The organism is Rhodanobacter terrae, assembly GCF_042657005.1.
Lineage (GTDB): Bacteria > Pseudomonadota > Gammaproteobacteria > Xanthomonadales > Rhodanobacteraceae > Rhodanobacter > Rhodanobacter terrae.
In genome coordinates this window covers 20,671-41,792 of the sequence record NZ_JBHSNG010000009.1, presented here as the reverse complement: position 1 = coordinate 41,792, position 21,122 = coordinate 20,671, and the positions used below count along the sequence as shown (strand labels likewise).

Genomic DNA, 21,122 nt, shown 5'->3' with positions numbered 1-21,122 from the left:
CGAAAGTGGCGACAGGGAAAACCGCGGCAGGCATCAGCGTCCGGCCGTGTGCGGGTTTCGAGTGTAGCCCGATCGTCACGATGGTTGCGGCGCTGGCAGGCATCGACTTTGGTCGAACTTCGACCAAAGGCGAATAGGCGCGCGCGCCGCAGCATGGCCATGCTCGGCCCGTCATTGACCCTGGGGAGACGCACGCATGACGACGCGATATCCAAACCGTTACAAGGCGCTCGCCCTCAGCCTGGCCTGCGCATTGGCCATGCCGCTGACCGCCCACGCACAGAACGACGCGCGCGAGCAGCAACTGGAGCAGCGCGTGGCGCAGCTGGAGCAGCAGTTGAATGAGCTGAAGGCGATGATCCAGGCGCAGAAGACGGCGCCCGCGCCGGCAGCCGTCCAGAACGTGGCAGCCGCACCGGCACCGGCGGCACCGGTGTTCAGCAGCGCGCCGGGCGTGTCGGTGGCATTGCATGGCTTCATCAGCGCCAGCGCATTCAGCCAGAACAAGAGCTTCACCTACGGCAACGGCCAGAACGCGTTGTTCCCGGTGCCCGGCTCGACCGGTTCGCTCAGCGGTGTCGACGTGCGCAACACGCGCTTCTGGCTCGATTTCAAGGGCGCCAAGTTCGCCGGCGACTGGACCGGCGGCGGCCGTATCGAGATGGACTTCTTCGGCGGCTTCAACGGTGTCGGCGCATACAGCCAGCAGCAGCCGACGCCGCGCCTGCGCCAGGCCTATATGGACCTGGTCAATCCCGAGTCCGGCACCACGGTGCGCATCGGCCAGCAGTGGGACCTGATGTTCCCGGTCGACAATACGCCGGCCTCGCTGGCGCATATCGCGTTCCCGCTGGGCTTCGCAGCCGGCTACGGCGGCTGGCGCTTCCCGGGTGTGGTAGTGATGCAGGATCTCAACCACGGCGGCACCGGCGCGCAGTGGCGGCTGGATGTCGGTGCGTTCGAGGGTTCGTGGAGCGGGCCAGACGGTGCGGTGAACAACACCAACTACAAGACCGCCGGCAACGCCGGATTCCGCCCGCAGATCGAGGCGCGGCTGCACGTACAGGACAAGGACTGGCTGGCGTATTTCGCGGCGCATTACAGCCAGGTCGATCTGCGCGGCGTGGGCGGCACCGCGCCGACGCCGATCCAGTCCAGCGTGAAGAGCACGGGCTACGAAGTCGGCGGCCAGTGGAAACCCGGTCCGTGGACGTTCAAGGGACTGGCCTACACCGGCAACGGTCTGGGCGAGATCTTCGGCGCGATGTCGCAGTTCGGCGACATCAAGGAAAGCGGCGGCTTCGTGCAGGCCGGCTACAGCTTCACGCCGAACTGGAGCCTCTACGCGCTCTACGCCTACAGCAAGCCGAACACCAACGACGTGGTCACCTGGCTGGGCAACGGTTCCACCGGGTTGCTGCGGAATCGCCAGGCCGCGCTCAGCCTGCAATACACCGCCGGTTCTTACGACCTCAGCGCCGAATGGATGCACGACAAGCTCGACTCCACCAGCAACGGCGTGAACCGCAAGACCACTACCGGCAACCAGGTCAGCCTCAACGCGCTTTATCACTTCTGAACCTGGCGGCAGCGCCGCCAGTGCGCACCGCCGCCCGTTCCGGCGGCGGTGCGCGACCACGGGTACGTTCCGATTCACTTGATGGGGAGGTTTCCAGATGAGCAACGCAGATACACAGGTGAAATTCGCCAATCCGGCACCGCTGGGCCTGGCCGGCTTCGCGCTGACCACGTGGCTTCTCAGCATGATCAATGCCGGCTGGTTCGGCGGCGAGGCGATGAACATGGTGCTGGCCTGCGCGCTGGCTTACGGCGGTACCGCACAGGCAATCGCCGGCGTGATGGAACTGCCCCGCGGCAACACCTTCGGTGCCACGGCCTTCCTCAGTTACGCGGCGTTCTGGTGGTCGTTCGCGCTGTTCGTCTTGTTCCTGCACGACAAGGTGCCGGGAGCGTTCGTCGGCTGGTACCTGTTCCTGTGGGGCGTGTTCACGTTCTACATGTGGCTGGCCACGTTCCGCGCGCCGCGAGCGTTGCAGCTGGTGTTCCTGGCGCTATGGATCACCTTCTTCCTGCTCGCGGCCGGCGAATGGACGGGTATGGCGTCACTGCACGTGGCCGGCGGTTATGCCGGACTGGTTACGGCAGTGCTGGCGTTCTATCTGTCCGCGGCCGAGGTGATCAACGAATCGCAGCAGCGCTCCGTGCTGCCGGTGGGGGCGCCACGCGCCAGCTGAGAAGCGGACGATCGATACCGCGCGGCGAAGCACGGTCGGCCCTCACCGCCGACCGTGCTTCGCCGGAGTTGTACAAAGGCAGTCAGGCGCGCTTGATCAGGCCGATGATCACCAGCAGCACGATCGCGCCGATCATCGCGTAGACGATGCTGGTGACGATCGGGCTACCCAGGCTGAAACCGATGCCGAGCATCGGCAACAACCAGCCCGCGAGAAATGCGCCGATGATGCCGACCACGATATTGCCGAGCAGACCGAAGCCGAAACCGCGCACGATCAGGCCGGCGAGCCAGCCGGCGATCGCACCGATGAGCAGAAAGACGATCAAGCCGCTTGCAGTCATGACGAACTCCTGATGGAACGTGGGGAGGGTCGCGATGCGGGATTCCGCCATCGCGCCAGCCAAGAGTCAGCGTCCGGATGTGGAGCGGTCGTGATTGAGCGGATCCTTGCCTTCGCGCAGCCGCTTCAGGTCGTATTCGGTCAGGCTGTCGCCGCGCGCGTTGCCGGCGATGCGCGCCTGCGCGAACGCCAGTGTGGTGCCGATGACGCCGATCACGCCAACCAGCAGCCAGAAGCCCCAGGCGCCGGCGCTGTGGCGGGTGAAGCACAGCATGAATGCGAACACGGTGAGGACGAGCAGCAACCAGCGCATGGCGGGCCTCGAATGCACGTTGACGTACCGCTTGCGGCGGCCGGATGCGCGCATCATAGCGCCGCCGGAACCGCCCTGACGTGAGCCGGTTCCCGCCCGCGACCGGGTGTCGCGACAGCTGAGACGTGGCCGAGGCAAACTGCGCCGATGGACGATTCGCTGCCACCGACGAGCTCGAATGATCAGGCCCGAGCCGGTGATCAGGTCCGGGCTGGCCGGATGATCAAGGGTCGCGGTGCCGCCTCCAATCCCGAGGGCCGCTTCGAGAGGATCCGCCATCAGGCCGAAGATGACGGCTGGCAAAGCGCGCTGTTGGACGAAGATGCGCCGCGTCCCCGCACTGAGGTCACCGAAGAACGTGCGCGCAACGTGATCAGCCGCAACGATTCGCCCGACATCGCTTTCAGCCAGGCGATCAATCCGTATCGCGGCTGCGAGCATGGCTGCATCTACTGCTTCGCGCGGCCGTCGCACAGTTATCTCAACCTCTCGCCCGGGCTGGACTTCGAGACGAAGCTGCGCGCCAAGGGCAATTTCGCCGACGTGCTGCGCGCCGAGCTGGCCCGGCCCGGCTACGTGATCAGCCCGATCAACATCGGCAGCAATACCGATCCCTACCAACCGATCGAGAAGCAGTGGCGACTGACCCGCGCGGCGCTGGAACTGCTCGCCGAATGCCATCATCCGTGCACCATCGTCACCAAGAACGCACTGGTGGAACGCGACCTCGACATCCTGGTGCCGATGGCGCGCGAACAACTGGTGCAGGTGTTCGTCTCGGTCAATTCGCTGGACAACCATCTGGCCGCGAAACTCGAACCTCGCGCCAGCGCGCCGCACCGGCGGATCAAGGCGATCCGCACGCTGGCCGAAGCCGGCGTGCCGGTCGGCGTGCTGGTGGCGCCGATCATTCCCGCCTTGAACGACCGCGACATGGAAGCGGTGATGGCGCAGGCCGCCCACGCCGGCGCACGCTGCGCGGGCTACACCGCGCTGCGCCTGCCGCACGAATTGAAGCAGTTGTTCCGCGAATGGCTGGCGCTGCACGCGCCGCAACGCGCCGAACACGTGATGAGCCTGGTGCAGCAGATGAACGGCGGGCGCGACTACGACAGCGACTTCGCCACCCGCATGCGCGGGCAAGGTGTATTCGCCGACCTGCTGCGCCGCCGCTTCGAAGTCGCCTGCCGCAAGCACGGCTTCGGCCGCGCCCGCGAACTCATGCTCGATACCTCGCGTTTTGTACCGCCGAAGAAAGTTTCGCCTCAAGGTGAATTGTTCTGAGTGGCGCGCTGGCCAGACTACACACGGCGGCTCGCCTCCTACGAGAATGCAGTGAAGGTTTCCTCGCGCGCCGGGCAAGTCGATCCGGAAGGTGCTTGTGTGGCTATCCCGGTATCGAAGTCGAACAGGACGAGGTTTATGCGGTTGCGCCATTTGCACCGAAGCGGTGACGCAGCGCGGTCAGTTGTGCCTGGTTGTCCTCGGCGATGCGGCGAAAGTCCGCACTCACCTCCGGGTGCGCCACTACGCGTTGCCAGAACGTACCGGCCCGTGTCGCCGCTTGTTGCCAGTACGCAAGCGAAGTGGGCAGCGGCGTAGGCGGCTGGTATTCGCGCGGTACGGTGCTGCCGTTGGCGGCGGGACGGTACAGCATCGGCAGCATGTCGTAGCTGGGGGCCAACGGCAGCGGCAACGCGCCGTCGAGGAGCCATGGCAGACCCGAGAAGACACCTTCGCTGAACTCGTCGCGCAGCCAATCGGGCGGGTTTTCCGTAGTGATCAGGCAACCACCACTGTGCAGGGCGGTCATCCGGGCGAACGCGTGTAGCTGTCCGTTGCCGTCGATGCGGTACAGCGGCCAGCGGTGGCCCAGGCCACGCACGTTGCGCACGGCGGCATAGCGGGAGCTGCGTGCCCGCCCCACTCGAACGATCTGATCGCCAGCGCCGGCCAGCCACCGCGAGATGCTCGGCTGGCTGGCACCGAGCGTACTGCCGAGTTCGCGCGCGCTGGCTAGCCACCGCGCGCGCAATGCACCGAGCAGATGGTCTGACGCCGGGTGACGAGCAACCATGAATCGAATAGATACATGAATGGATATATTAAATCAAGTGCTTCAATTTCAATGAGTTAAATACGATCAGAAGAAATATTGAATAGATATATGCGGAAATACCGGCTCAGTTCGTTGCCGGCAGGTATTTCTGGAACCAGCCCAGCGCCCGCTGCAGCACGTCGCGCTGGTGCGCGGGATCGACGAAGTGATGGCCCTCGTTCGGGTACACCACCAGAGATGTGGTCACGCCCTGCGCGCGCAGCGCGTGCCAGTACTCGAACGACTGCGGCGCTGGGCATTCGGCGTCGCGGTCGCCGACCACGATCAGCGTAGGCGTCTTCACTCGCTTGATGAAGTTGATCGCCGAACTCTTCGCGTACACCGCCGGATCGTCGTATACGGTGGCGCCGAAGAACGGCGGCATCCACTGGTCGATCAGGTTCTCGCCGTAATAGCTCTGCCAGTTCGAAATGCCGGCACCGGCCACCACCGCGCGGAAGCGCTGGGTCTGGGTCGGCGCGAACATGCTCATGAAGCCGCCGTAGCTCCAGCCGGTGAGGCCTAGCCGCTTGTCGTCGACCGGTACTTTCTTCTCCACCGTGTCGACGCCGGCGAGGATGTCGCGCAGGTCGCCGTAGCCGAAGTCCTTGCGATTGGCCTGCACGTACTTCTCGCCCTGGCCGAAGCTGCCGCGCGGGTTGGGCTCGAACACGAAGTAGCCCAGCGCGGACAGCGGCGCGGCGCCGTAACCCACGCCTGGCCAGCGCGGAATCACCGCGCTCGACGGTCCGCCGTGCACCATCACGACCATCGGGTAGGTCTTCTTCGGATCGTAGTGGGCCGGGTACAGCAGCCAGCCCTGCACATGGAAACCCTGGTTGTTCCATTCGACCGATTCGGCCTTGCCCCAGGCCGGCTTGAGCGCGGCATTGAACGAGGTCACCGCGGCCGGTGCGGACTGGTCCAGTGCGCCGACGTGCACCTCGGAAGCCACGGCGTACGAGCTCTGCACGAAGGCGATGCGCCGGCGGTCGCTGGACAGCGACACCGCCATCGAGGCGCTGCCGTCGCCGAAGCTGGCCGGCACGCTGAAGTGCACGTTTCGCTGCTGTGCCTGCGTAGCCGACACCGCGTAATCTGCCAGCTGACTCTGGCCGTTGCCGACCTGGCTGACCAGCATCGACTGCGGCTCGGTCCAGCTCAGCCACGCCGGCGTGACGTGGATGCCGGGGGTGAGGTCGGTCAGCGTGCCGCCCCTGGCCGGTACGGCGTAGATGTCGCCGCCGGTGGCGCCTTGATCGCTCATCAGGCCACCGATGAAGGCGATCCGTGCGCCGTCCGGCGACCAGCGCGGCAAGGCGATCTGCAGGCCGTGCAGCGACCCGCTGTCGCGGTGGGTCGGGTCGACCAGCAGCGTGACGGCAGCATCCGGCTGTGCTGGCTGCACGTAGAGCCTGGCGATCCACCAGTTGTTGTCGCCCGGCGGCTGGGCGGCGGTGTAGGCGATCCGGGTGCCGTCCGGCGACCAGTCGAATTCGTAGGCGTACATGCCGGCGGGAGTCAGCTCATGCAGTGCGCCGCCGGCGACGTCGACGCTGGCCACGCGCTGCACCTCCACGCCGGTGACGCCGACTTCGCCAGCGGCAGGCTTGGCCGCAGCCAGCGCGCTGGCGCGGCGGGTAGCGCCAGCGACGTACAGAAAACCGACCGACTTGCCGTCGCCGGTCCAGCGCAATGCGTGCGCGTAACCCGGCAACCGGGCCAGCCGCGCGGGCGCTCCGTCACTCTGGCCGGTGTCGGCCAGGTAGATGTCGTTCTGCATCACCTGGGTGCTGGTCAGGTCGACGCTGCAGTTGGACACGAAGGCGAGGTGGCGCGAATCGGGCGCCCATGCGATGTCGGATTCGGCGCAGCTGCCGGGTTTGGCGGCCGCGCTGATGCGGCGGGCGTGGCTGCCGTCGGCCGCGGCCACGTCGATCGACGGCTTGCCCTGTCGCTCGATCACCCAGGCCAGCTGTTTGCCGTCCGGTGAAATCGCTACGGCCTCGATGTCGCGCGCCTTGCCCAGCTCGGTCAGCAGCTGTTCGATGCGCGGGTCGACGCCGGGTGGGGCGGCGAACGCGCCGGGTGCCAGTGCGATGGCCAGCAACGGCAGCAGCAGGGCGGGCAGGTACGAGCGTTTCGACATGGGGAACTCCGACGCAGGGAATCCACACGCTACAACCAGAAGTTCGCAAGCGCCAAGTGCGGGACGGCATGCACGTCGGTGGTGCGATAACGGAACGCGATTCAATGCGTGGGCGTCGCCGCCGCGGCCATCTGTCGCGCCGCAATCATTGCCGCGAGCTTGGCGCGAATGACGGGAATCGCGGCCAGCGTCGCCCGCTCTCCTTCGAGGATCGCCTGGTTTTTCTGCTCGAAATCGGTGGGGCCGATGCCGCCGAGGTTGGGCCGTATCACCACGTCGGCGCGCGCGGTTTCCTGCGCGCCCAGTTGCCGGCCCATGATCGCGATGGTCTGGCCGACGATGTTCACCATGCCTTGCGGATTGCTGCCGCTGGGTCTGGTCGAGATGTCCACCGCGATCACGAAGTCCGCGCCGAGCTGGCGCGCCGCATCCACCGGAATCGGACTGACCACGCCGCCGTCGACGTAATGCTTGCCGTTGATCGCCGCCGGCTCGAACACGCCGGGCACGCTGGAGGACGCGCGCACCGCCTGGCCGGTATTGCCGCGCACGAACACGGTGCGCTGGCCGGTTTCCAGTTGCGTGGCGACGGCGGCGAACGGCAGCTTCAGGTGCTCGATCGACTGCTGGTGCAGCAGCAGGTTGATGTAATCCTGCAACGCCCGGCCCTGCACCAGGCCGCCGGAGAACAGCCGCACATCGCGGATCTTCGCCTCATCCAGGCCGAACGCGGTTTCCTGCAATGCAAACGCATCCATGCCGCCGGCGTACAGCGCACCTACCACGCTGCCGGCGCTGGTGCCGGCGACCACGTCCGGGTGGATGCCGCTGGCTTCCAGCATCTTGATCACGCCGATATGCGCGAACCCTTTCGCGGCTCCGCCACCGAGCGCGAGCCCGATCTTCAACTTCACCGGCGCCGGCGGTGGCACGACGACCGGCGCCGGGACAATGGGCTTGCTGCCGCCGAAACAGGCGCTCAGCGAGAGCGCAGCCAGCAGGGGCAGCAGGAAACGGCGAAAAGGCATGGGCGGTGTGCCGCGCGTATGAGGATGGGTGGGTGCGAGTCTATGGCCGACTCATGGCGCGGTCGGGGCGGGAAAGGGGCCGTGTACTTGCTGTTCCTGCCTGGCCGCTCTCCTGCTTGCAGGGAAGCGGCAGTGGATCAGTTCTGCGCGCCGTCCGCCTCGCGGTGGTAATGCGTGGCCAGCTCGACTTCCTGTTTCGAGCCGAGGAATACCGGCACGCGCTGGTGCAGTCCGGTCGGCTGCAGAGCCATGATGCGCTCGCGCCCGGTGGTCGCCGCGCCGCCGGCCTGTTCGATGATGAAGGCCATCGGGTTCGCCTCGTACATCAACCGCAGCTTGCCGCCCTGCTCGAGGATCTTCGCGTCCAGCGGGTAATAGAACACGCCGCCGCGGGTCACGATGCGGTGCACGTCGGCCACCATCGAGGCGACCCAGCGCATGTTGAAATCCTTGCCGCGCGGACCATCCTTGCCGGCCAGCAGTTCGCCCATGTAGCGCTGCATCGGCGGCTGCCAGTGGCGCTGGTTCGACATGTTGATGGCGAACTCGGTGGCGGTTTCGGGAATCCGGATGCCGCGCCGGCTCAGCATGAAGCTGCCCACCTCGCGCTCCAGCGTGAATTCGTGCGTGCCGTGGCCGAATGTCAGCACCAGCACGGTGGCCGGGCCGTACACCACGTAGCCGGCGGCCAGCTGGGTGGTCCCCGGCTGCAGGAAATCGGCGGCCTTCGGTTCGGTCACGTTGTCGGGGCAGCGCAGCACCGAGAAGATCGTGCCGACCGAGATGTTGACGTCGATGTTCGAGCTGCCGTCCAGCGGATCGAACAACAGCAGGTGGTTGCCTTTCGGATAACCATCGGGAATCTGCTGCGGGTCCTCCATCTCCTCCGACGCGCAGGCGGCGAGGTGGCCGCCCCAGGCATTCGCTTCCAGCAGGATCTCGTTCGAAATCACATCCAGCTTCTTCTGCGCCTCGCCCTGGATGTTCACGCTCAGCGCATCGTCGGTGCCGGCCATGCCCAGCACGCCACCGAGCGCTCCCTTGCCGGTGGCCACCGCGATGCGCTTGCACGCGCGCGCGACGACTTCGATCAGCAGCGAAAGCTCGGCGTTGATGTGACCGGCGCGGCGTTCCTCGATCAGGAACTGGATCAGCGAGATGGGCTTCATGTCGGGTCCGTCGAAAGAATGGCGCATTGTCCCGGCTCCGGCTGAACAGCGCCAGCACGTCGCCGACGGATGGCCCGAGCGGTCACCCTCCGGGCCGGCTACTGACAGCATGTTGGCAGCAGGGGGCCGCCAAGCTGTACCTCCATAGCGGAGGGATACGACATGCGCGATACGGTTTATTTCCTGGTGTTTGACGGGTTTGCCGACTGGCAGGCCGCGCTGGCGTTGTGCGAGATCCGTCGCCCCGGCGACTGGCAGGTGCAGACGGTGGGTTTCTCGCGGGAGCCGGTAGTGTCGATGGGCGGCCTCGACGTGCAGCCGGAGCTGTCGCTGGCGCAACTCGATGTGGAGCGTGCGGCGTTGCTGATCGTGCCTGGCGGCCATCTGTGGCAGCGTGGCGAAGGCGGGCCCGCGGTGGCGGCGATCCGGCAGCTGCATGCGGGTGGTGCACCGGTCGCCGGCATCGACAGTGGCGTGCTGGCGCTGGCCCGTGCCGGCTTGCTGGACGACTGCCGTCACACCGGCAACTGGGCAGGGCAGATCGCCAGCCAGGTGCCTGGCTACGCTGGCGGCGATCAGTACGACGCCAGCGTGCTGGCCGTGAGCGACGGCGGCACGATCACCGCCAGCCACCTCGGCAGCGTGGAGTTCGCCCGCGAGGTGATCCACACGCTGGATCTGTACAGCCCCAGCGACCGCGAACACTGGTACCGCCTGTTCAAGCATGCCCAGCTGCCGCCGTGGTGCGTCGGCGAAGCGATGGCCGCATAAGGAACCGAGCATGCACCCGATCCTGCACCGCGCGTTGAAGGCATACCGTCCGTTGTACCCGCATGGCCTGCTGCGGGACGGACAGTACCGCCTGCCTGTTCTCGATGCGCCGAACGAACCGTGGGCACCCTCCCGTTCGACCCGTCCCCGCATGCTGCTGCTCGCGTTGACCGGCCTGCATCATCACCTGTTTTCCAAACGGAGCTGACCATGACCACCACCACACCGCGCGTCACCTTCTTCCATGCCCCGCAGAGCCGCTCCGGCGGCACCCGCGCCTTGTTCGAGGAACTCGGCGTCGAGTACGACCTGCACGTGCTCAGCCTCAAGGCCGGCGAGCAGCGCCGACCGGAATACCTGGCGATCAATCCGATGGGCAAGGTGCCGGCGATCCGCCATGGCGACGCGTTGATCACCGAGCAGCCGGCAGTCTTCATGTATCTGGCGGATCTGTACCCCGAGGCGAAGCTGGCGCCGCCGATCGGCGATCCGCTGCGCGGGCCGTACCTGCGCTGGATGGTGTTCTACGGCTCGTGCTGCGAACCGACGGTGCTCGACAAGGCGATGCGGCGCGAACCGGCGTCGCCCTCGACCTGCGGATACGGCGACTACGACACCATGCTCAAGACCATCACCGACCAGCTGGAAAAAGGTCCCTACCTGCTCGGCGAAACTTTCAGTGCCGCCGACGTGCTGTGGGGCTGCGCACTGAACTATTTCACCATGTTCGAGCTGGTGCCGGAGCTGCCCGTGATACGCGCATACATCGATCGGGTGACATCGCGACCCGCGATGCGGCGTGCGGTGGCGGCGGATGCGGAACTGGCCGCCGCGCAGGCGGCCTGAATCCGATCGGGTCCGATGCGATGAGCCGTGACATTCGGCGCTGTTCGCCCTTGCCGGTCTCGGCGATGATGTGCGGATGCGTCGAGCCGATCGTCTGTTCCTCATCATCAACGCCTTGCGCGGGCGCCGTACCGCATTGCGGGCACGCCAGCTCGCCGAAACGCTGGGGGTTTCGCTGCGCACGGTCTATCGCGACGTGGCCGATCTTCAGTTGTCCGGCGTGCCGATCGAGGGCGAGGCCGGGGTCGGCTACGTGCTGCGCAAGGGTTCGGACATCCCGCCGCTGATGTTCACCGCCGACGAGCTCGAATCGCTGGTGGTCGGCACGCGCTTCGTGCGCGCCTTCGCCGGCGCCAAACTGGCCGAAGGTGCGCAGACCGCGCTGATGAAGATCGAGGCGGTGCTGCCGCCGGAGCTGCGCGAACGCTCGGCGCGCACACGCATCTATGCGCCGGTCTGGCGGGATGAACACAAGCTGGCGTTCGCGGCGCGGATCGATCGGCTGCATGCGGCGATCGAAGCGTGCCAGGTATTGCAGCTGGCTTATCGCGATGAGGCGGGCAGCGTCAGCACGCGCGAGGTCGAACCGTTGTGTCTGGCGTTCTGGGGCGGCAAGTGGACGCTCGGCGCGTGGTGCCGGTTGCGTGAGGATTTCCGTAATTTCCGCCCCGACCGCATCGACGAATTCGCCGAAACCGGCGAGGTGTTCGACGAATTGGACGGCCGCAATCTGGACGCTTATCTGCTGGCGATGCGCGGCTACTACGCCGGCATGGACTAGGAATGCTCTGATCAACCTCCCGCGAAGGCGGGGCTCTCGACAGCCGAAGGGCTGGTCATCCCGTGCCTTTCGCGCAGTGCCGTGATGAACAAGGGCACTGGGTCCCGGATATCGCTTCGCGATTCCGGGATGAGGGGAAAAAACCGGCATCCCCAGGCCCGGCACCGCAAAAATCGCGTGTGGCGGATGACCCATCGCCGGCCCGCTCGGGTACCCTCGGCAGCACTGCGTCCGTCCCAGGGAGTCGTGCCATGCCGTCGGGTCTGCATCACCCGTTCTTGCCGATAGCCCCGGCCAAGCTGCGGCCGACCCAGCTGACCGTCGGCAAGGCCGAGGTCGCGGCCAAGCGCGCGGAGTGGGAGAAGCTCGGCCGCAAGAAGCGCAAGGAGCTGCTCGAGGCGCACTGGTTTCCCGGTGTGCTGGGGCCGAAGCAGCGCGTCTATATCGTCGATCACCATCACCTCGGCCTGGCATTGATGGAGGAAGGCGTGAAGAGCGTGCCGGTGATGATCCAGCGCGACTTCTCCTGGCTGGAGCCGGACGTGTTCTGGCGCACCATGGAATTCAGCCGCTGGGCGCATCCGTACGATCAGCACGGTAACCGTACCGACTATGCGGCCATCCCGGCCGGCCTCGTCGACATGGCCGACGACCCCTACCGCACACTGGCCGCGCGGGTGCGCGTGGCGGGCGGTTGTGCGAAGGACGCTACGCCATACGCGGAATTCCTGTGGGCGGATTTCTACCGACGGCATCTGAAGTTGCCCGGCGGCAAGATCAGCGCGAAGCTGCTGCAGCAGGCGCTGCTGCTTGCGCACAGCCATGACACGGCGTACCTGCCGGGCTGGAGCGGGATGATCGAATGAACGTGAATCCGGCATCTGCCGCCGGGCAGGGCTCCACGCTCGGCGTCGACGTGCTGGCCGGGCTATCGATCGCCGGCCTGTTGCTGCCCGAGGCGGTGGCGTATTCGGGCATTGCCGGGTTGCCGCCGCAGGCCGGCGTGATCGCGCTGCTGGTCGGTCTGAGCGGCTACGGCCTGCTCGGCCGCAGCCGCTACGCCATCGTCTCGGCCACTTCGTCCTCGGCGGCGGTGCTGGCTGCCGGAACACTCGCACTGACGGGTCCGACGGGTGCGTCGCGTGCGGCGGTGGCAGCGGCCCTGGTGCTGCTCACCGGCGGTTGTTTCCTGATCGCAGGAGTCGCACGTCTCGGCGGTCTGTCGCACCTGATCGCGCGACCGGTGCTGCGCGGCTTCGCTTTTGGTCTGGCCTGTGTGATCGCGCTGAAGCAGCTGCCGAATCTGCTCGGCCTGCCGGGATTGCGTGGCGATTTCGTGCCGCTGTTGCTCATGACACTGGTCAAGTCGATCGACCGGATCCAGCCGGCCACGATGGGCGCCGGCGTCGTCGCCCTGCTGTTGCTGTTCCTGTGCGAGCGCGTGCGCCGGTTGCCCGGCAGCCTGCTGGTGATCGTGCTGGGGGTGGCGGCTTCCGGCTGGTTGGCGCACCGCGGCGTCATGCTGACCGGTGCGATCAATCTGATCCCGGAATGGTCGCTGCCGGCATGGCCCGCGAGCAGCCAGTGGGCGCCCAGCATCGAGCTGGCCGCAGCCTTGTTGCTGGTGTTGTACGCGGAATCGTACGGCTCGATCCGCGCGTTTGCGCTGAAGCACGGCGATCCGGTCACCCCGGATCGCGACCTGCTGGTGCTTGGCGTGGCGAACGCGTTGTCGGGTCTGCTGCACGGCATGCCGCTGGGTGCGGGCTATTCCGCTACCTCGGCGAACGAGGCGGCCGGAGCCCGCTCGCGGCTGGCCGGCCTGGTTGCCGCAGGCAGCGTGTTGCTGATGGTGTTGCTGCTGCTGCGCTGGATTGAGCGCATTCCCGAGCCGGTGCTGGCGGCGATCGTGATCCACGCGGTGAGCAAGTCGTGGCGACTGGCGGTATTCAAACCGTACCTGCAATGGAGGCGCGACCGGCTGGTGGCGCTGGCCGCGGTACTCGCGGTGCTCGCGCTCGGCATTCTCGATGGCCTGCTGGCGGCCATTGCGTTCAGTCTGGTGATGTTGTTGCGCCAGTTCGCCACGCCGCGCCTGAGTGTGCTGGGCCGGCTCGACGGCGGCCACGATTTCGTCAGTGTCGAACTGCATCCGCAGGCAGTGGAGCCGGAAGGCGTGCTGATCCTGCGGCCAGAGGAGCCGCTGTTCTTCGCCAATGCGGAATCGCTGCTGGCGCTGGCGCGTCAGCAGCTCGAGCACCATGCCGGCATCCGGGTCGTGGTGCTCAGCCTGGAGGAATCGCCCAATCTGGACAGCACCGCACTGGAGGCGCTGGCTGATTTTTCGGTCTGGCTCGGCGCTCGCGACATCACGCTGCGCGTGGCACGATTGAAGGATACCGTGCGGGAGCTGCTGCTGCGGGCGGCACTGCCTCAGCTTTCGCCACAAACGCTCGACTTCTGGAGCGTGGAAGATGCCGCCACGGCGGCTGCACCCGCGCCGCAACCGACAGGAAGACTTTTGCAGTGAAGATCATTACGGGCATGCCATGGCTGCTGCTGGGCGCCGCGCTCCTGACCGCGCCGGTCTGGGGCGCGCAGGACAGCAACACGCGCTTCAAGCAGATCTACACCACCGAGTGGGCATGGCGTACGGGCCAGGCCGGAGTCAGCGCGTCGGGCGAGGCGCAGCCGAACAATGGCCGCCTCGACGCGGTCGACGCGGCCAGCCAGCAGCAGCGGCTGGACTACTGGCAAGGCGTGCTCAAGCAGCTCGAAGGCATCGACGTGGCGCAACTGTCGCCGGCCAACCAGGTCAACTATGCGATCTATCGCGAGCAGATCGGCAACTTCGTGGCCGACCAGGAATTCAAGAACTGGCAGATGCCGTTCAACAGCGACTCGGCGTTCTGGTCGGACATCGGCTACGAGCTCGGCGCCGACCGCATGCGCACCGCTGCCGACTACAACAGGTACCTCGACCGGCTAGGCCAGATTCCAGCGTACATCGATCAGCAGATCGCCAACATGCAGCTCGGCCTGCAGCGCGGTTTCAGCGTGCCGCGCGAGGTGCTCAAGGGGCGCGATGCATCGATTGCCGCGGTGGCCGAGTTGAAGGACCCGACCCAGAGCAGCTTCTATGCACCGTTCAAGCAATTGCCCGCATCGATCCCTGGCGACCAGGCGCAGGTGCTGCAGGGCCGGGCGCTGCAGATCGTCCGCGACGAGGTGATCCCGGCGTATGCGAAGCTGCTGACGTTCTTCCGCCAGCAGTATGTGCCGCAGGCGCGCACCACGCTGGCCGCCGAGGCGTTGCCGGACGGCAACGCGTTCTATCGTCAGCAGATCCACGAGTACACCACGCTGGACCTCAGCCCCGATGCGATCCACCAGATCGGCCTGGCTGAGGTGGCGAAGATACACGCGCAGATGCTGGAGGTGATGAAGGACAGCGGCTTCAAGGGCAGCTTCGCGGAGTTCCTGCAGTTCCTGCGCAGCGATCCGCAGTTCTACGCGAAGACACCGGAGGAACTGCTGATGCGCAGTGCCTGGGTGGCCAAGGAAGTGGACGGCCAGATGTCGAAGTTTTTCGGCCACCTGCCGCGCTTGCGTTTCACCATCCAGCCGGTGCCGGACGATATCGCGCCGTACTACACCTCCGGTCGCGGCGGCCCGGACGTCTATCTGGTCAACACGTATGACCTGCCGTCGAGGCCGCTGTACAACATGCCGGCGCTGACCCTGCACGAGTCCTATCCGGGTCACGCACTGCAGCTCGAGCTGGCCGAAGAGCAGCATGGCCAGCCGGAATTCCGCCGCAACAGCTACATCTCCGCCTACGGCGAAGGCTGGGGTCTGTACTCGGAATATCTCGGCAACGAGATGGGCATCTACCAGACGCCGTACCAGCGCTTCGGCTACCTCACCTACCAGATGTGGCGCGCCTGCCGGCTGGTGGTAGACACCGGCATCCATCACCTGGGCTGGAGCCGCCAGCAGGCGATCGACTACCTCACCGTCAATACCGCGCTGTCCGCGCGCGAGATCGCCAACGAAGTCGATCGCTACATCAGCTGGCCCGGCCAGGCGCTGTCGTACGAACTCGGCTACCTGAAGATCCTGGAACTGCGCGCCAAGGCGGAAAAGGCGCTGGGCGCGAAGTTCGATATCCGGCACTTCCACGACACCGTGCTGTCGACCGGTTCGGTGCCGCTGCCGGTGCTGGAGCAGCGCATCGACCGTTTCATCGCCGAGGGCGGTCCGGAGCCGGACTACGCGTGCGACTGTGCGAAGGCGAAGGACGCTCCGGGGCGTTGAGCCGGAATGGTGGATCGTTGGCTTTACTATATCTGTGGAGTATTATTAGTAATAACTACACAGGGAGAGTATGCGCAATGACCGCTCATTCGATCCGCGTTGTCGAAGCCGCGCCTCATCATGCGTCGCCGAATACGCTCGCCGACCCGGCGCTGCGCACGTTCTTCAAGCTCGCCGAGCAGTGGAAACTGCGGATCGCCGACCAGCGAAGACTGCTCGGCGATCCGCCGGAGTCGACCTTCTACAAGTGGAAGCGCCAGCAGGGCGGAGTCCTGGGACGCGACACGCTGGAGCGGATCAGCTACCTGCTGGGCATCTGGAAGTCGCTGCAGATCCTGTTCCCCGATCCGGTACAGGCCGACGCATGGCTGCACAAGCCGAACCAGGCGCCGCCGTTCGGCGGCCACTCCGCGCTGGAACGCATGCTGTCGGGCAACGTCGCCGACCTGTATGTGGTGCGCCAGTATCTGGATGCGCAGCGAGGTTGAGCGCGCCGTCGCGATCGCCGAGACGCGCGTCTGCGATGTTGCCTGACATGCATGGTGGGAGCGGCTTCAGCCGCGATGGCCGCCGAGCGGCGAAAACCGTGAATCGGCGGTATCGCGACTGAAGTGGCTTTCACGAAAGAGCGCTCTCCGGATCCCACATGCCGACGAACCCTCCACCGATCAAGCGCATTCGCTGGACTCACGCCTATCGCATCGTGCCCAGCCGCTTTCCGCCGATCGGCGTGTACGACCGCATCGCCGATCCGGCCGATCTCGAGGCGGTGTTCGCGATCGAGGCGCTGACCAACCCACGCCTGCGCGAAGAGGCTGGGGCGCTGGCACTGGTGCCGCGGGAGCGCCGCATCAGCGGGCCGGGTTCCACCCCGGTGATGGCCGCGTTCACCCATCTCAATCCCGCCGGCAGCCGTTTCTCCGACGGCAGCTGGGGCGTGTTCTACGCCGCGCACAGCGTCGCCACCGCGGTGGAGGAAACGGTGTACCACCGCGAGCAGTTCCTTGCCGCCACCGCCGAGCCGGCCTGCGACGTCGAGATGCGCTGCTACCGCACCAGCATCGCCGGCAAGCTGCACGATCTGCGTGGCGGGTGGCCCGAAGCGCAGGATCCGGACAGCTACGTCGCCAGCGTGGCGCTGGCGCGGCAATTGCGCACGGCGGGCTCCAACGGCATCGTCTACAACAGCGCCCGTCATGCCGGCGAATGCGTGGCGGTTTTCTATCCGGACCTGGTGGCGCCGTGCGTGCAGTCCGAGCACATGATTTATCGCTGGAACGGAAAGCACATCGCGATGGTGCTCAAAGTGTCGGCGCTCTCGCGTCCGCGGTAATCTCGGGGCTTGTCCCGCAGACGTCAGTGTAACCATGAAACGACTGATCATCCTGCTGTTCGCGTTGCTGCCGTTGCTGGGGCAGGCACGCGAGAACGATCATGCGCGGTGGAATTCGGCCATCGCCGCGTTCGAGGCGACCGATCGAACCTACGCACCGGCACCGGGTTCCATCCTGTTCATCGGCAGCTCGTCGATCGAGCACTGGAAATCGCTGGCGGCGGACTTTCCGGAAGTGACGGTCATCAACCGCGGCTTCGGCGGTTCGGTGATCAGCGACTCGACTTTCTTCGCCGATCGCATCGTGGCGCCCTACCATGCGCGCGCTATCGTCATGTACGCGGGCGACAACGACTTGCAGGAAGGCAACAGCCCCGAGCAGGTACGCGATGATTTCGCCGCCTTCGTGCGCAAGGCACGCGCGGTCGACCCGGGCGTGCCGATCGCCTTCATCGCGATCAAGCCCAGCGTGGCGCGCGCCGTGCTGCTGCCGAAGATTCGCCAGGCGAATGCGCTGGTCCGGGCCTATGCCGCAACCCAGAAAGACGTGGCGTACCTGGATGTCTTTACGCCCATGCTCAGGGACGGCGCCCCGCAGCCCGATCTTTTCGGTGAAGACGGCCTGCACATGAACCGCAAGGGTTACTTGTTGTGGATCGGCATCATCAAGCCGTGGGTGGATGCAGTGCCGCGCTAAACCAGTCGCTCTCTGAGCACCGGCGCGGCGAACCTACGCCCGCAGAATGTTGATTCCAAGGGCCGCCAGTGGCCTGGTCGATGCCGCCGGCGTTTCGCGTTCCACCACGATGGTATTTGCCGCCTTGGCTTCTGCGATGACATAAGCAGAGGCGGCGTTGATCTTCTCCGACGAGGCCAGCACCACGACCTCTGCAGCACGAGCGGCCAAGGCGCGCTTGATATACGCCTCTTCGAGATCTCCGGTGCTCAGCCCCGCCACGGGATGGACGCCGGTTACGCCCATGAAATAGATATCCGCGCGAATATGCCCGATGGCTTCGATGGCCGCGGCGCCGACGGTCACAATCGAGTGCTTGAACAGGCGACCACCAATCAGCACCACCTCAATGCCGGGATGGTCGACCAGTTCAACCGCAATGCTGGGGCTGTGTGTGACAACAGTGGCCTGAAGCGTCATGGGAAGATGTCGCGTCAGCTCGACGCAGGTAGTCCCGCCGTCGAGAATCGCGACCTGTCCCGGCAAAATCATCTCAGCCGCCTTGCGTGCGATGGCTGACTTTGCCGCTGTGCTGATGTGCTTGCGCTGCGAAAAGTCGGCAACAGCTGGCGACGAGGGCAGAGCGCCTCCGTGCACCCGCTGCAGCAATCCTTCAGCTGCCAACTCACGCAAATCGCGTCGGATGGTGTCTTCGGACACACCGAAGGTTTCGCTGAGCGCTTTGGCGATGACCTGCCCCTCTTGCTTGAGCACGGCCAGAATGGCTTGTTTACGATGGATAGTCAGCATGGTGCTTGCACGAAAATAATTGACATTGCACGGAATTGCACGATACGGTCTTGGACACTCCTTGTCCAGAAGAGATCCGGTGCCATGAGCGAAACCGCCGAACGCGTCAGGGTGATCGAGAGCCGGGTCCTATCCGACGACTGGTATCTCCTGAAGAAGACGGTATTCGAGTTCCGCCGTGCTGACGGGTCATGGCAACGCCAGCAGCGGGAAACATACGAGCGTGGCAACGGCGCGACCCTGCTGCTTTACCAGCCGAACTCGCGGCGCGTGGTCCTGACCCGGCAGTTCCGGTTTCCGGCCTTCGTCAACGGGCATGACGGCATGCTGGTCGAGGCACCTGCCGGTTTGCTTGATCAGGCAACCCCGGAGGCGCGAATTCGGGCCGAAGTGGAGGAAGAGACTGGCTATCGCGTCGGCGAGGTACGCAAAGTCTTCGAGGCGTTCATGAGCCCGGGATCCGTCACCGAAAAGCTTTTCTTCTTCGTTGCCGAATACGACGCGGCATCAAAGGTGAGTGCAGGCGGAGGCATCGAGGCCGAAGGCGAGGACATCGAAGTGCTGGAGCTGTCGTTTGAAGAAGCGTTGGCGATGGTTCGTCGCGGCGACATCGTCGACGGCAAGACCATCATGTTGCTCCAGTACGCAGCGATGCATTTGTTCGTCACGCCGGAGCGAGGGGCGTGAACCCACAGCTGATACTCATCGCGGGTCCATATCGCAGCGGCACCGATGGCGATCGGGCAAAGATCGCACGCAATCTGCGAACCCTTGAACAAGCCGCCCTAGCTGTATATCGACGCGGCCATGTTCCGGTAATCGGCGAGTGGCTGGCGTTGCCGTTGGCGCGCGAAGCTGGCTCGTCAAGGTTGGGCGACGTAGTCAGCGAGTCATTCCTCTACCCGGTAGCGCGGCGACTACTACGCTGTTGCGACGCGGTATTGCGGATCGATGGTGCTTCCAAGGGTGCGGACGATGATGTCCATCAGGCCAAAGAGCTGGGCCTGCCCGTCTACCATGCCTTGGCCGATCTCCCGATTTGTTCCGGGCTAGTGGAGAGCGTCTGAGCATTCGTTTTCGCTATCGACATCAATGCACAGTCGGGCTGGTAACAAAACCCGACTAGCGTCCGGCCCCAGCTATACGCGGCGTCGCCCCGGCGAAGGCCGGGTCCAGCGCCTTCGAGGCGGTGAAAGTCACTGGGTCCCGGCTTTCGCCGGGACGACGAGAAAGAGCATGACGAGAGGAGGTTGGACGCTAATCCGGAAACGTAATGGCCGGCCTTATGGCCGGCCCTCCCACATCAACGTGAGATAACTGGCAGCTCAGGTATCCGCGCCCGTCGCCCAGCCCTCGCGATCGCCACGGGTGAATACGCGGTCGTCGTCCAGCACGTCGCCGGCGGCGTGCGCGGGCAGCTCGCGCAGCTTCGCGTAGATCGGCGTGAAGTCCGGGTGCGTCGCCTCGAACAGCTGGTCGAAGCTGTCGATCACGAAATAGGTCTGCTGGTAGGTGTCGATGCGGTAGCGCGTGCTCATCACGCGCTCGAGGCTGAAGCCGATGCGGTTCGGCGACGGCGAATCCAGGCAGTAGATCGACTCGCCCTTGGAGCTGACGATGCCGGCGCCGTAGATGCGCATGCCTTCGTCGGTGTTGATCAGGCCGAACTCCACCGTGTACCAGTACAGCCGCGTGAGGTTCATCAGCGCTTCGGGGCCGATCGCGAATGCCTTCATGCCGCCGCGGCCGTAAGCCTGCATGTAATCGGCGAACACCGGGTTGAGCAGCAGCGGCACGTGGCCGAACAGGTCGTGGAACAGGTCCGGTTCGCTCAGGTAGTCGAGCTGGTCGGGTTTGCGGATCCACCAGCTGACCGGGAAACGACGATTGGCCAGGTGATCGAAGAACACTTCGTCCGGCAGCAGGCCTTCCACCGCGACCACCTCCCAGCCGGTGGCGGCGCCCAGCACCTTGTTCAATTCGGTGAATTTGGGAATGCCGCCATCGCCCAGGCCGAAGCGTTCCACGCCGGCCATGAACTCGTTGCACGCCCGGCCTGGCAACAGGTCGCGCTGGCGCTGGAACAGCGTGTCCCATACCTCGTGATCGGTCTTGCTATAGCTGGCCCACGGCTGTTCGACTACGCCGGTGGCGTACACCGGTACGTAACCACGGTCGGTCTGCTGATGTTCGACTTTGCGTGGTGTATCCATGGCGAGCTCCGGAGCGGGTGT

At 65.5% G+C, this 21,122-nt stretch carries 23 protein-coding genes; 15 read left to right on the top strand and 8 right to left on the bottom strand.

The window, feature by feature from the left end; genetic code table 11:
- Window positions 1–196: 196 nt before the first annotated feature.
- Window positions 197–1,579 carry a hypothetical protein gene (locus ACFPPB_RS10240; protein ID WP_377326697.1) on the top strand — a complete coding sequence of 461 codons (1,383 nt, stop codon included), beginning with the start codon at window positions 197–199 and terminating at the stop codon, window positions 1,577–1,579.
- Between the two features lie 97 nt (window positions 1,580–1,676).
- A complete protein-coding gene (locus tag ACFPPB_RS10235) occupies window positions 1,677–2,255 on the top strand; it encodes an acetate uptake transporter (RefSeq protein ID WP_377326695.1) in 579 nt (192 codons plus the stop codon).
- An 82-nt stretch (window positions 2,256–2,337) separates the two neighbouring features.
- Here the strand turns inward: ACFPPB_RS10235 and ACFPPB_RS10230 are convergent, their stop codons facing one another.
- Together ACFPPB_RS10230 and ACFPPB_RS10225 are read right to left on the bottom strand one after the other, a co-directional pair.
- Window positions 2,338–2,598: a GlsB/YeaQ/YmgE family stress response membrane protein gene (locus ACFPPB_RS10230; protein ID WP_072759661.1), complete on the bottom strand. Its 261-nt coding sequence runs from the start codon at window positions 2,596–2,598 to the stop codon at window positions 2,338–2,340.
- Between the two features lie 66 nt (window positions 2,599–2,664).
- Entirely contained in the window at window positions 2,665–2,967 is a 303-nt protein-coding gene (locus ACFPPB_RS10225; protein WP_377326693.1) for a hypothetical protein, read from the bottom strand.
- A 90-nt stretch (window positions 2,968–3,057) separates the two neighbouring features.
- On the opposite strand from ACFPPB_RS10225, the gene ACFPPB_RS10220 reads away from it, so the two are divergent.
- Complete coding sequence (locus tag ACFPPB_RS10220) at window positions 3,058–4,194, top strand: PA0069 family radical SAM protein (RefSeq protein ID WP_377326691.1); 1,137 nt, start codon at window positions 3,058–3,060, stop codon at window positions 4,192–4,194.
- 136 nt (window positions 4,195–4,330) lie between these two features.
- On the opposite strand, the gene ACFPPB_RS10215 is transcribed toward ACFPPB_RS10220, so the two are convergent.
- The 4 genes from ACFPPB_RS10215 to ACFPPB_RS10200 form a co-directional block, all read right to left on the bottom strand.
- Window positions 4,331–4,987 (bottom strand): hypothetical protein, encoded by a 657-nt coding sequence (locus ACFPPB_RS10215; RefSeq protein WP_377326689.1) that lies wholly within the window; start codon window positions 4,985–4,987, stop codon window positions 4,331–4,333.
- Window positions 4,988–5,093: 106 nt separating this feature from the next.
- Window positions 5,094–7,157 carry a S9 family peptidase gene (locus ACFPPB_RS10210; RefSeq protein WP_377326687.1) on the bottom strand — a complete coding sequence of 688 codons (2,064 nt, stop codon included), beginning with the start codon at window positions 7,155–7,157 and terminating at the stop codon, window positions 5,094–5,096.
- A gap of 101 nt (window positions 7,158–7,258) precedes the next feature.
- Window positions 7,259–8,185 carry a patatin-like phospholipase family protein gene (locus tag ACFPPB_RS10205; protein WP_377326685.1) on the bottom strand — a complete coding sequence of 309 codons (927 nt, stop codon included), beginning with the start codon at window positions 8,183–8,185 and terminating at the stop codon, window positions 7,259–7,261.
- A 137-nt stretch (window positions 8,186–8,322) separates the two neighbouring features.
- Entirely contained in the window at window positions 8,323–9,354 is a 1,032-nt protein-coding gene (locus ACFPPB_RS10200) for a class 1 fructose-bisphosphatase (protein WP_377326683.1), read from the bottom strand.
- A gap of 162 nt (window positions 9,355–9,516) precedes the next feature.
- On the opposite strand from ACFPPB_RS10200, the gene ACFPPB_RS10195 reads away from it, so the two are divergent.
- The 10 genes from ACFPPB_RS10195 to ACFPPB_RS10150 all read left to right on the top strand — a co-directional run bounded on the left by ACFPPB_RS10195 (window position 9,517) and on the right by ACFPPB_RS10150 (window position 18,099).
- Window positions 9,517–10,125, top strand: coding sequence for a DJ-1/PfpI family protein (locus ACFPPB_RS10195; protein WP_377326681.1), 609 nt, complete (start codon window positions 9,517–9,519; stop codon window positions 10,123–10,125).
- Between the two features lie 10 nt (window positions 10,126–10,135).
- Window positions 10,136–10,333, top strand: a complete 198-nt coding sequence (locus ACFPPB_RS10190; protein ID WP_377326679.1) for a hypothetical protein — start codon at window positions 10,136–10,138, stop codon at window positions 10,331–10,333.
- Window positions 10,334–10,335: 2 nt separating this feature from the next.
- Window positions 10,336–10,971: a glutathione S-transferase family protein gene (locus tag ACFPPB_RS10185; protein ID WP_377326677.1), complete on the top strand. Its 636-nt coding sequence runs from the start codon at window positions 10,336–10,338 to the stop codon at window positions 10,969–10,971.
- 76 nt (window positions 10,972–11,047) lie between these two features.
- Window positions 11,048–11,752 (top strand): helix-turn-helix transcriptional regulator, encoded by a 705-nt coding sequence (locus tag ACFPPB_RS10180; protein ID WP_377326675.1) that lies wholly within the window; start codon window positions 11,048–11,050, stop codon window positions 11,750–11,752.
- Between the two features lie 251 nt (window positions 11,753–12,003).
- Window positions 12,004–12,618, top strand: coding sequence for a ParB-like protein (locus ACFPPB_RS10175; protein ID WP_377326674.1), 615 nt, complete (start codon window positions 12,004–12,006; stop codon window positions 12,616–12,618).
- Entirely contained in the window at window positions 12,615–14,282 is a 1,668-nt protein-coding gene (locus ACFPPB_RS10170; protein ID WP_377326672.1) for a SulP family inorganic anion transporter, read from the top strand. Before ACFPPB_RS10175 ends, ACFPPB_RS10170 begins: the two co-directional genes overlap by 4 nt.
- 14 nt (window positions 14,283–14,296) lie before the next feature.
- On the top strand, window positions 14,297–16,069 hold the full coding sequence (locus ACFPPB_RS10165) for a DUF885 domain-containing protein (protein ID WP_377326862.1): 1,773 nt from the start codon (window positions 14,297–14,299) through the stop codon (window positions 16,067–16,069).
- 77 nt (window positions 16,070–16,146) lie between these two features.
- Window positions 16,147–16,557, top strand: coding sequence for an MbcA/ParS/Xre antitoxin family protein (locus ACFPPB_RS10160; protein ID WP_377326670.1), 411 nt, complete (start codon window positions 16,147–16,149; stop codon window positions 16,555–16,557).
- A gap of 158 nt (window positions 16,558–16,715) precedes the next feature.
- Window positions 16,716–17,402, top strand: coding sequence for an RES family NAD+ phosphorylase (locus ACFPPB_RS10155; RefSeq protein ID WP_377326668.1), 687 nt, complete (start codon window positions 16,716–16,718; stop codon window positions 17,400–17,402).
- A 34-nt stretch (window positions 17,403–17,436) separates the two neighbouring features.
- Window positions 17,437–18,099 carry an SGNH/GDSL hydrolase family protein gene (locus ACFPPB_RS10150; protein ID WP_377326666.1) on the top strand — a complete coding sequence of 221 codons (663 nt, stop codon included), beginning with the start codon at window positions 17,437–17,439 and terminating at the stop codon, window positions 18,097–18,099.
- Between the two features lie 33 nt (window positions 18,100–18,132).
- Here the strand turns inward: ACFPPB_RS10150 and ACFPPB_RS10145 are convergent, their stop codons facing one another.
- The gene (locus ACFPPB_RS10145) at window positions 18,133–18,888 is read right to left on the bottom strand and encodes a DeoR/GlpR family DNA-binding transcription regulator (protein WP_377326664.1); all 756 of its coding nucleotides are present in this window, start codon (window positions 18,886–18,888) and stop codon (window positions 18,133–18,135) included.
- Between the two features lie 84 nt (window positions 18,889–18,972).
- On the opposite strand from ACFPPB_RS10145, the gene ACFPPB_RS10140 reads away from it, so the two are divergent.
- A complete protein-coding gene (locus ACFPPB_RS10140) occupies window positions 18,973–19,575 on the top strand; it encodes an NUDIX domain-containing protein (RefSeq protein WP_377326662.1) in 603 nt (200 codons plus the stop codon).
- Window positions 19,572–19,955: a hypothetical protein gene (locus ACFPPB_RS10135; RefSeq protein WP_377326660.1), complete on the top strand. Its 384-nt coding sequence runs from the start codon at window positions 19,572–19,574 to the stop codon at window positions 19,953–19,955. The genes ACFPPB_RS10140 and ACFPPB_RS10135 overlap by 4 nt, the downstream gene beginning before the upstream one ends.
- 258 nt (window positions 19,956–20,213) lie before the next feature.
- Here ACFPPB_RS10135 and phhA read toward each other — a convergent pair whose 3' ends face one another.
- On the bottom strand, window positions 20,214–21,101 hold the full coding sequence (gene phhA / locus ACFPPB_RS10130) for a phenylalanine 4-monooxygenase (protein ID WP_377326658.1): 888 nt from the start codon (window positions 21,099–21,101) through the stop codon (window positions 20,214–20,216).
- Window positions 21,102–21,122: the final 21 nt, after the last annotated feature.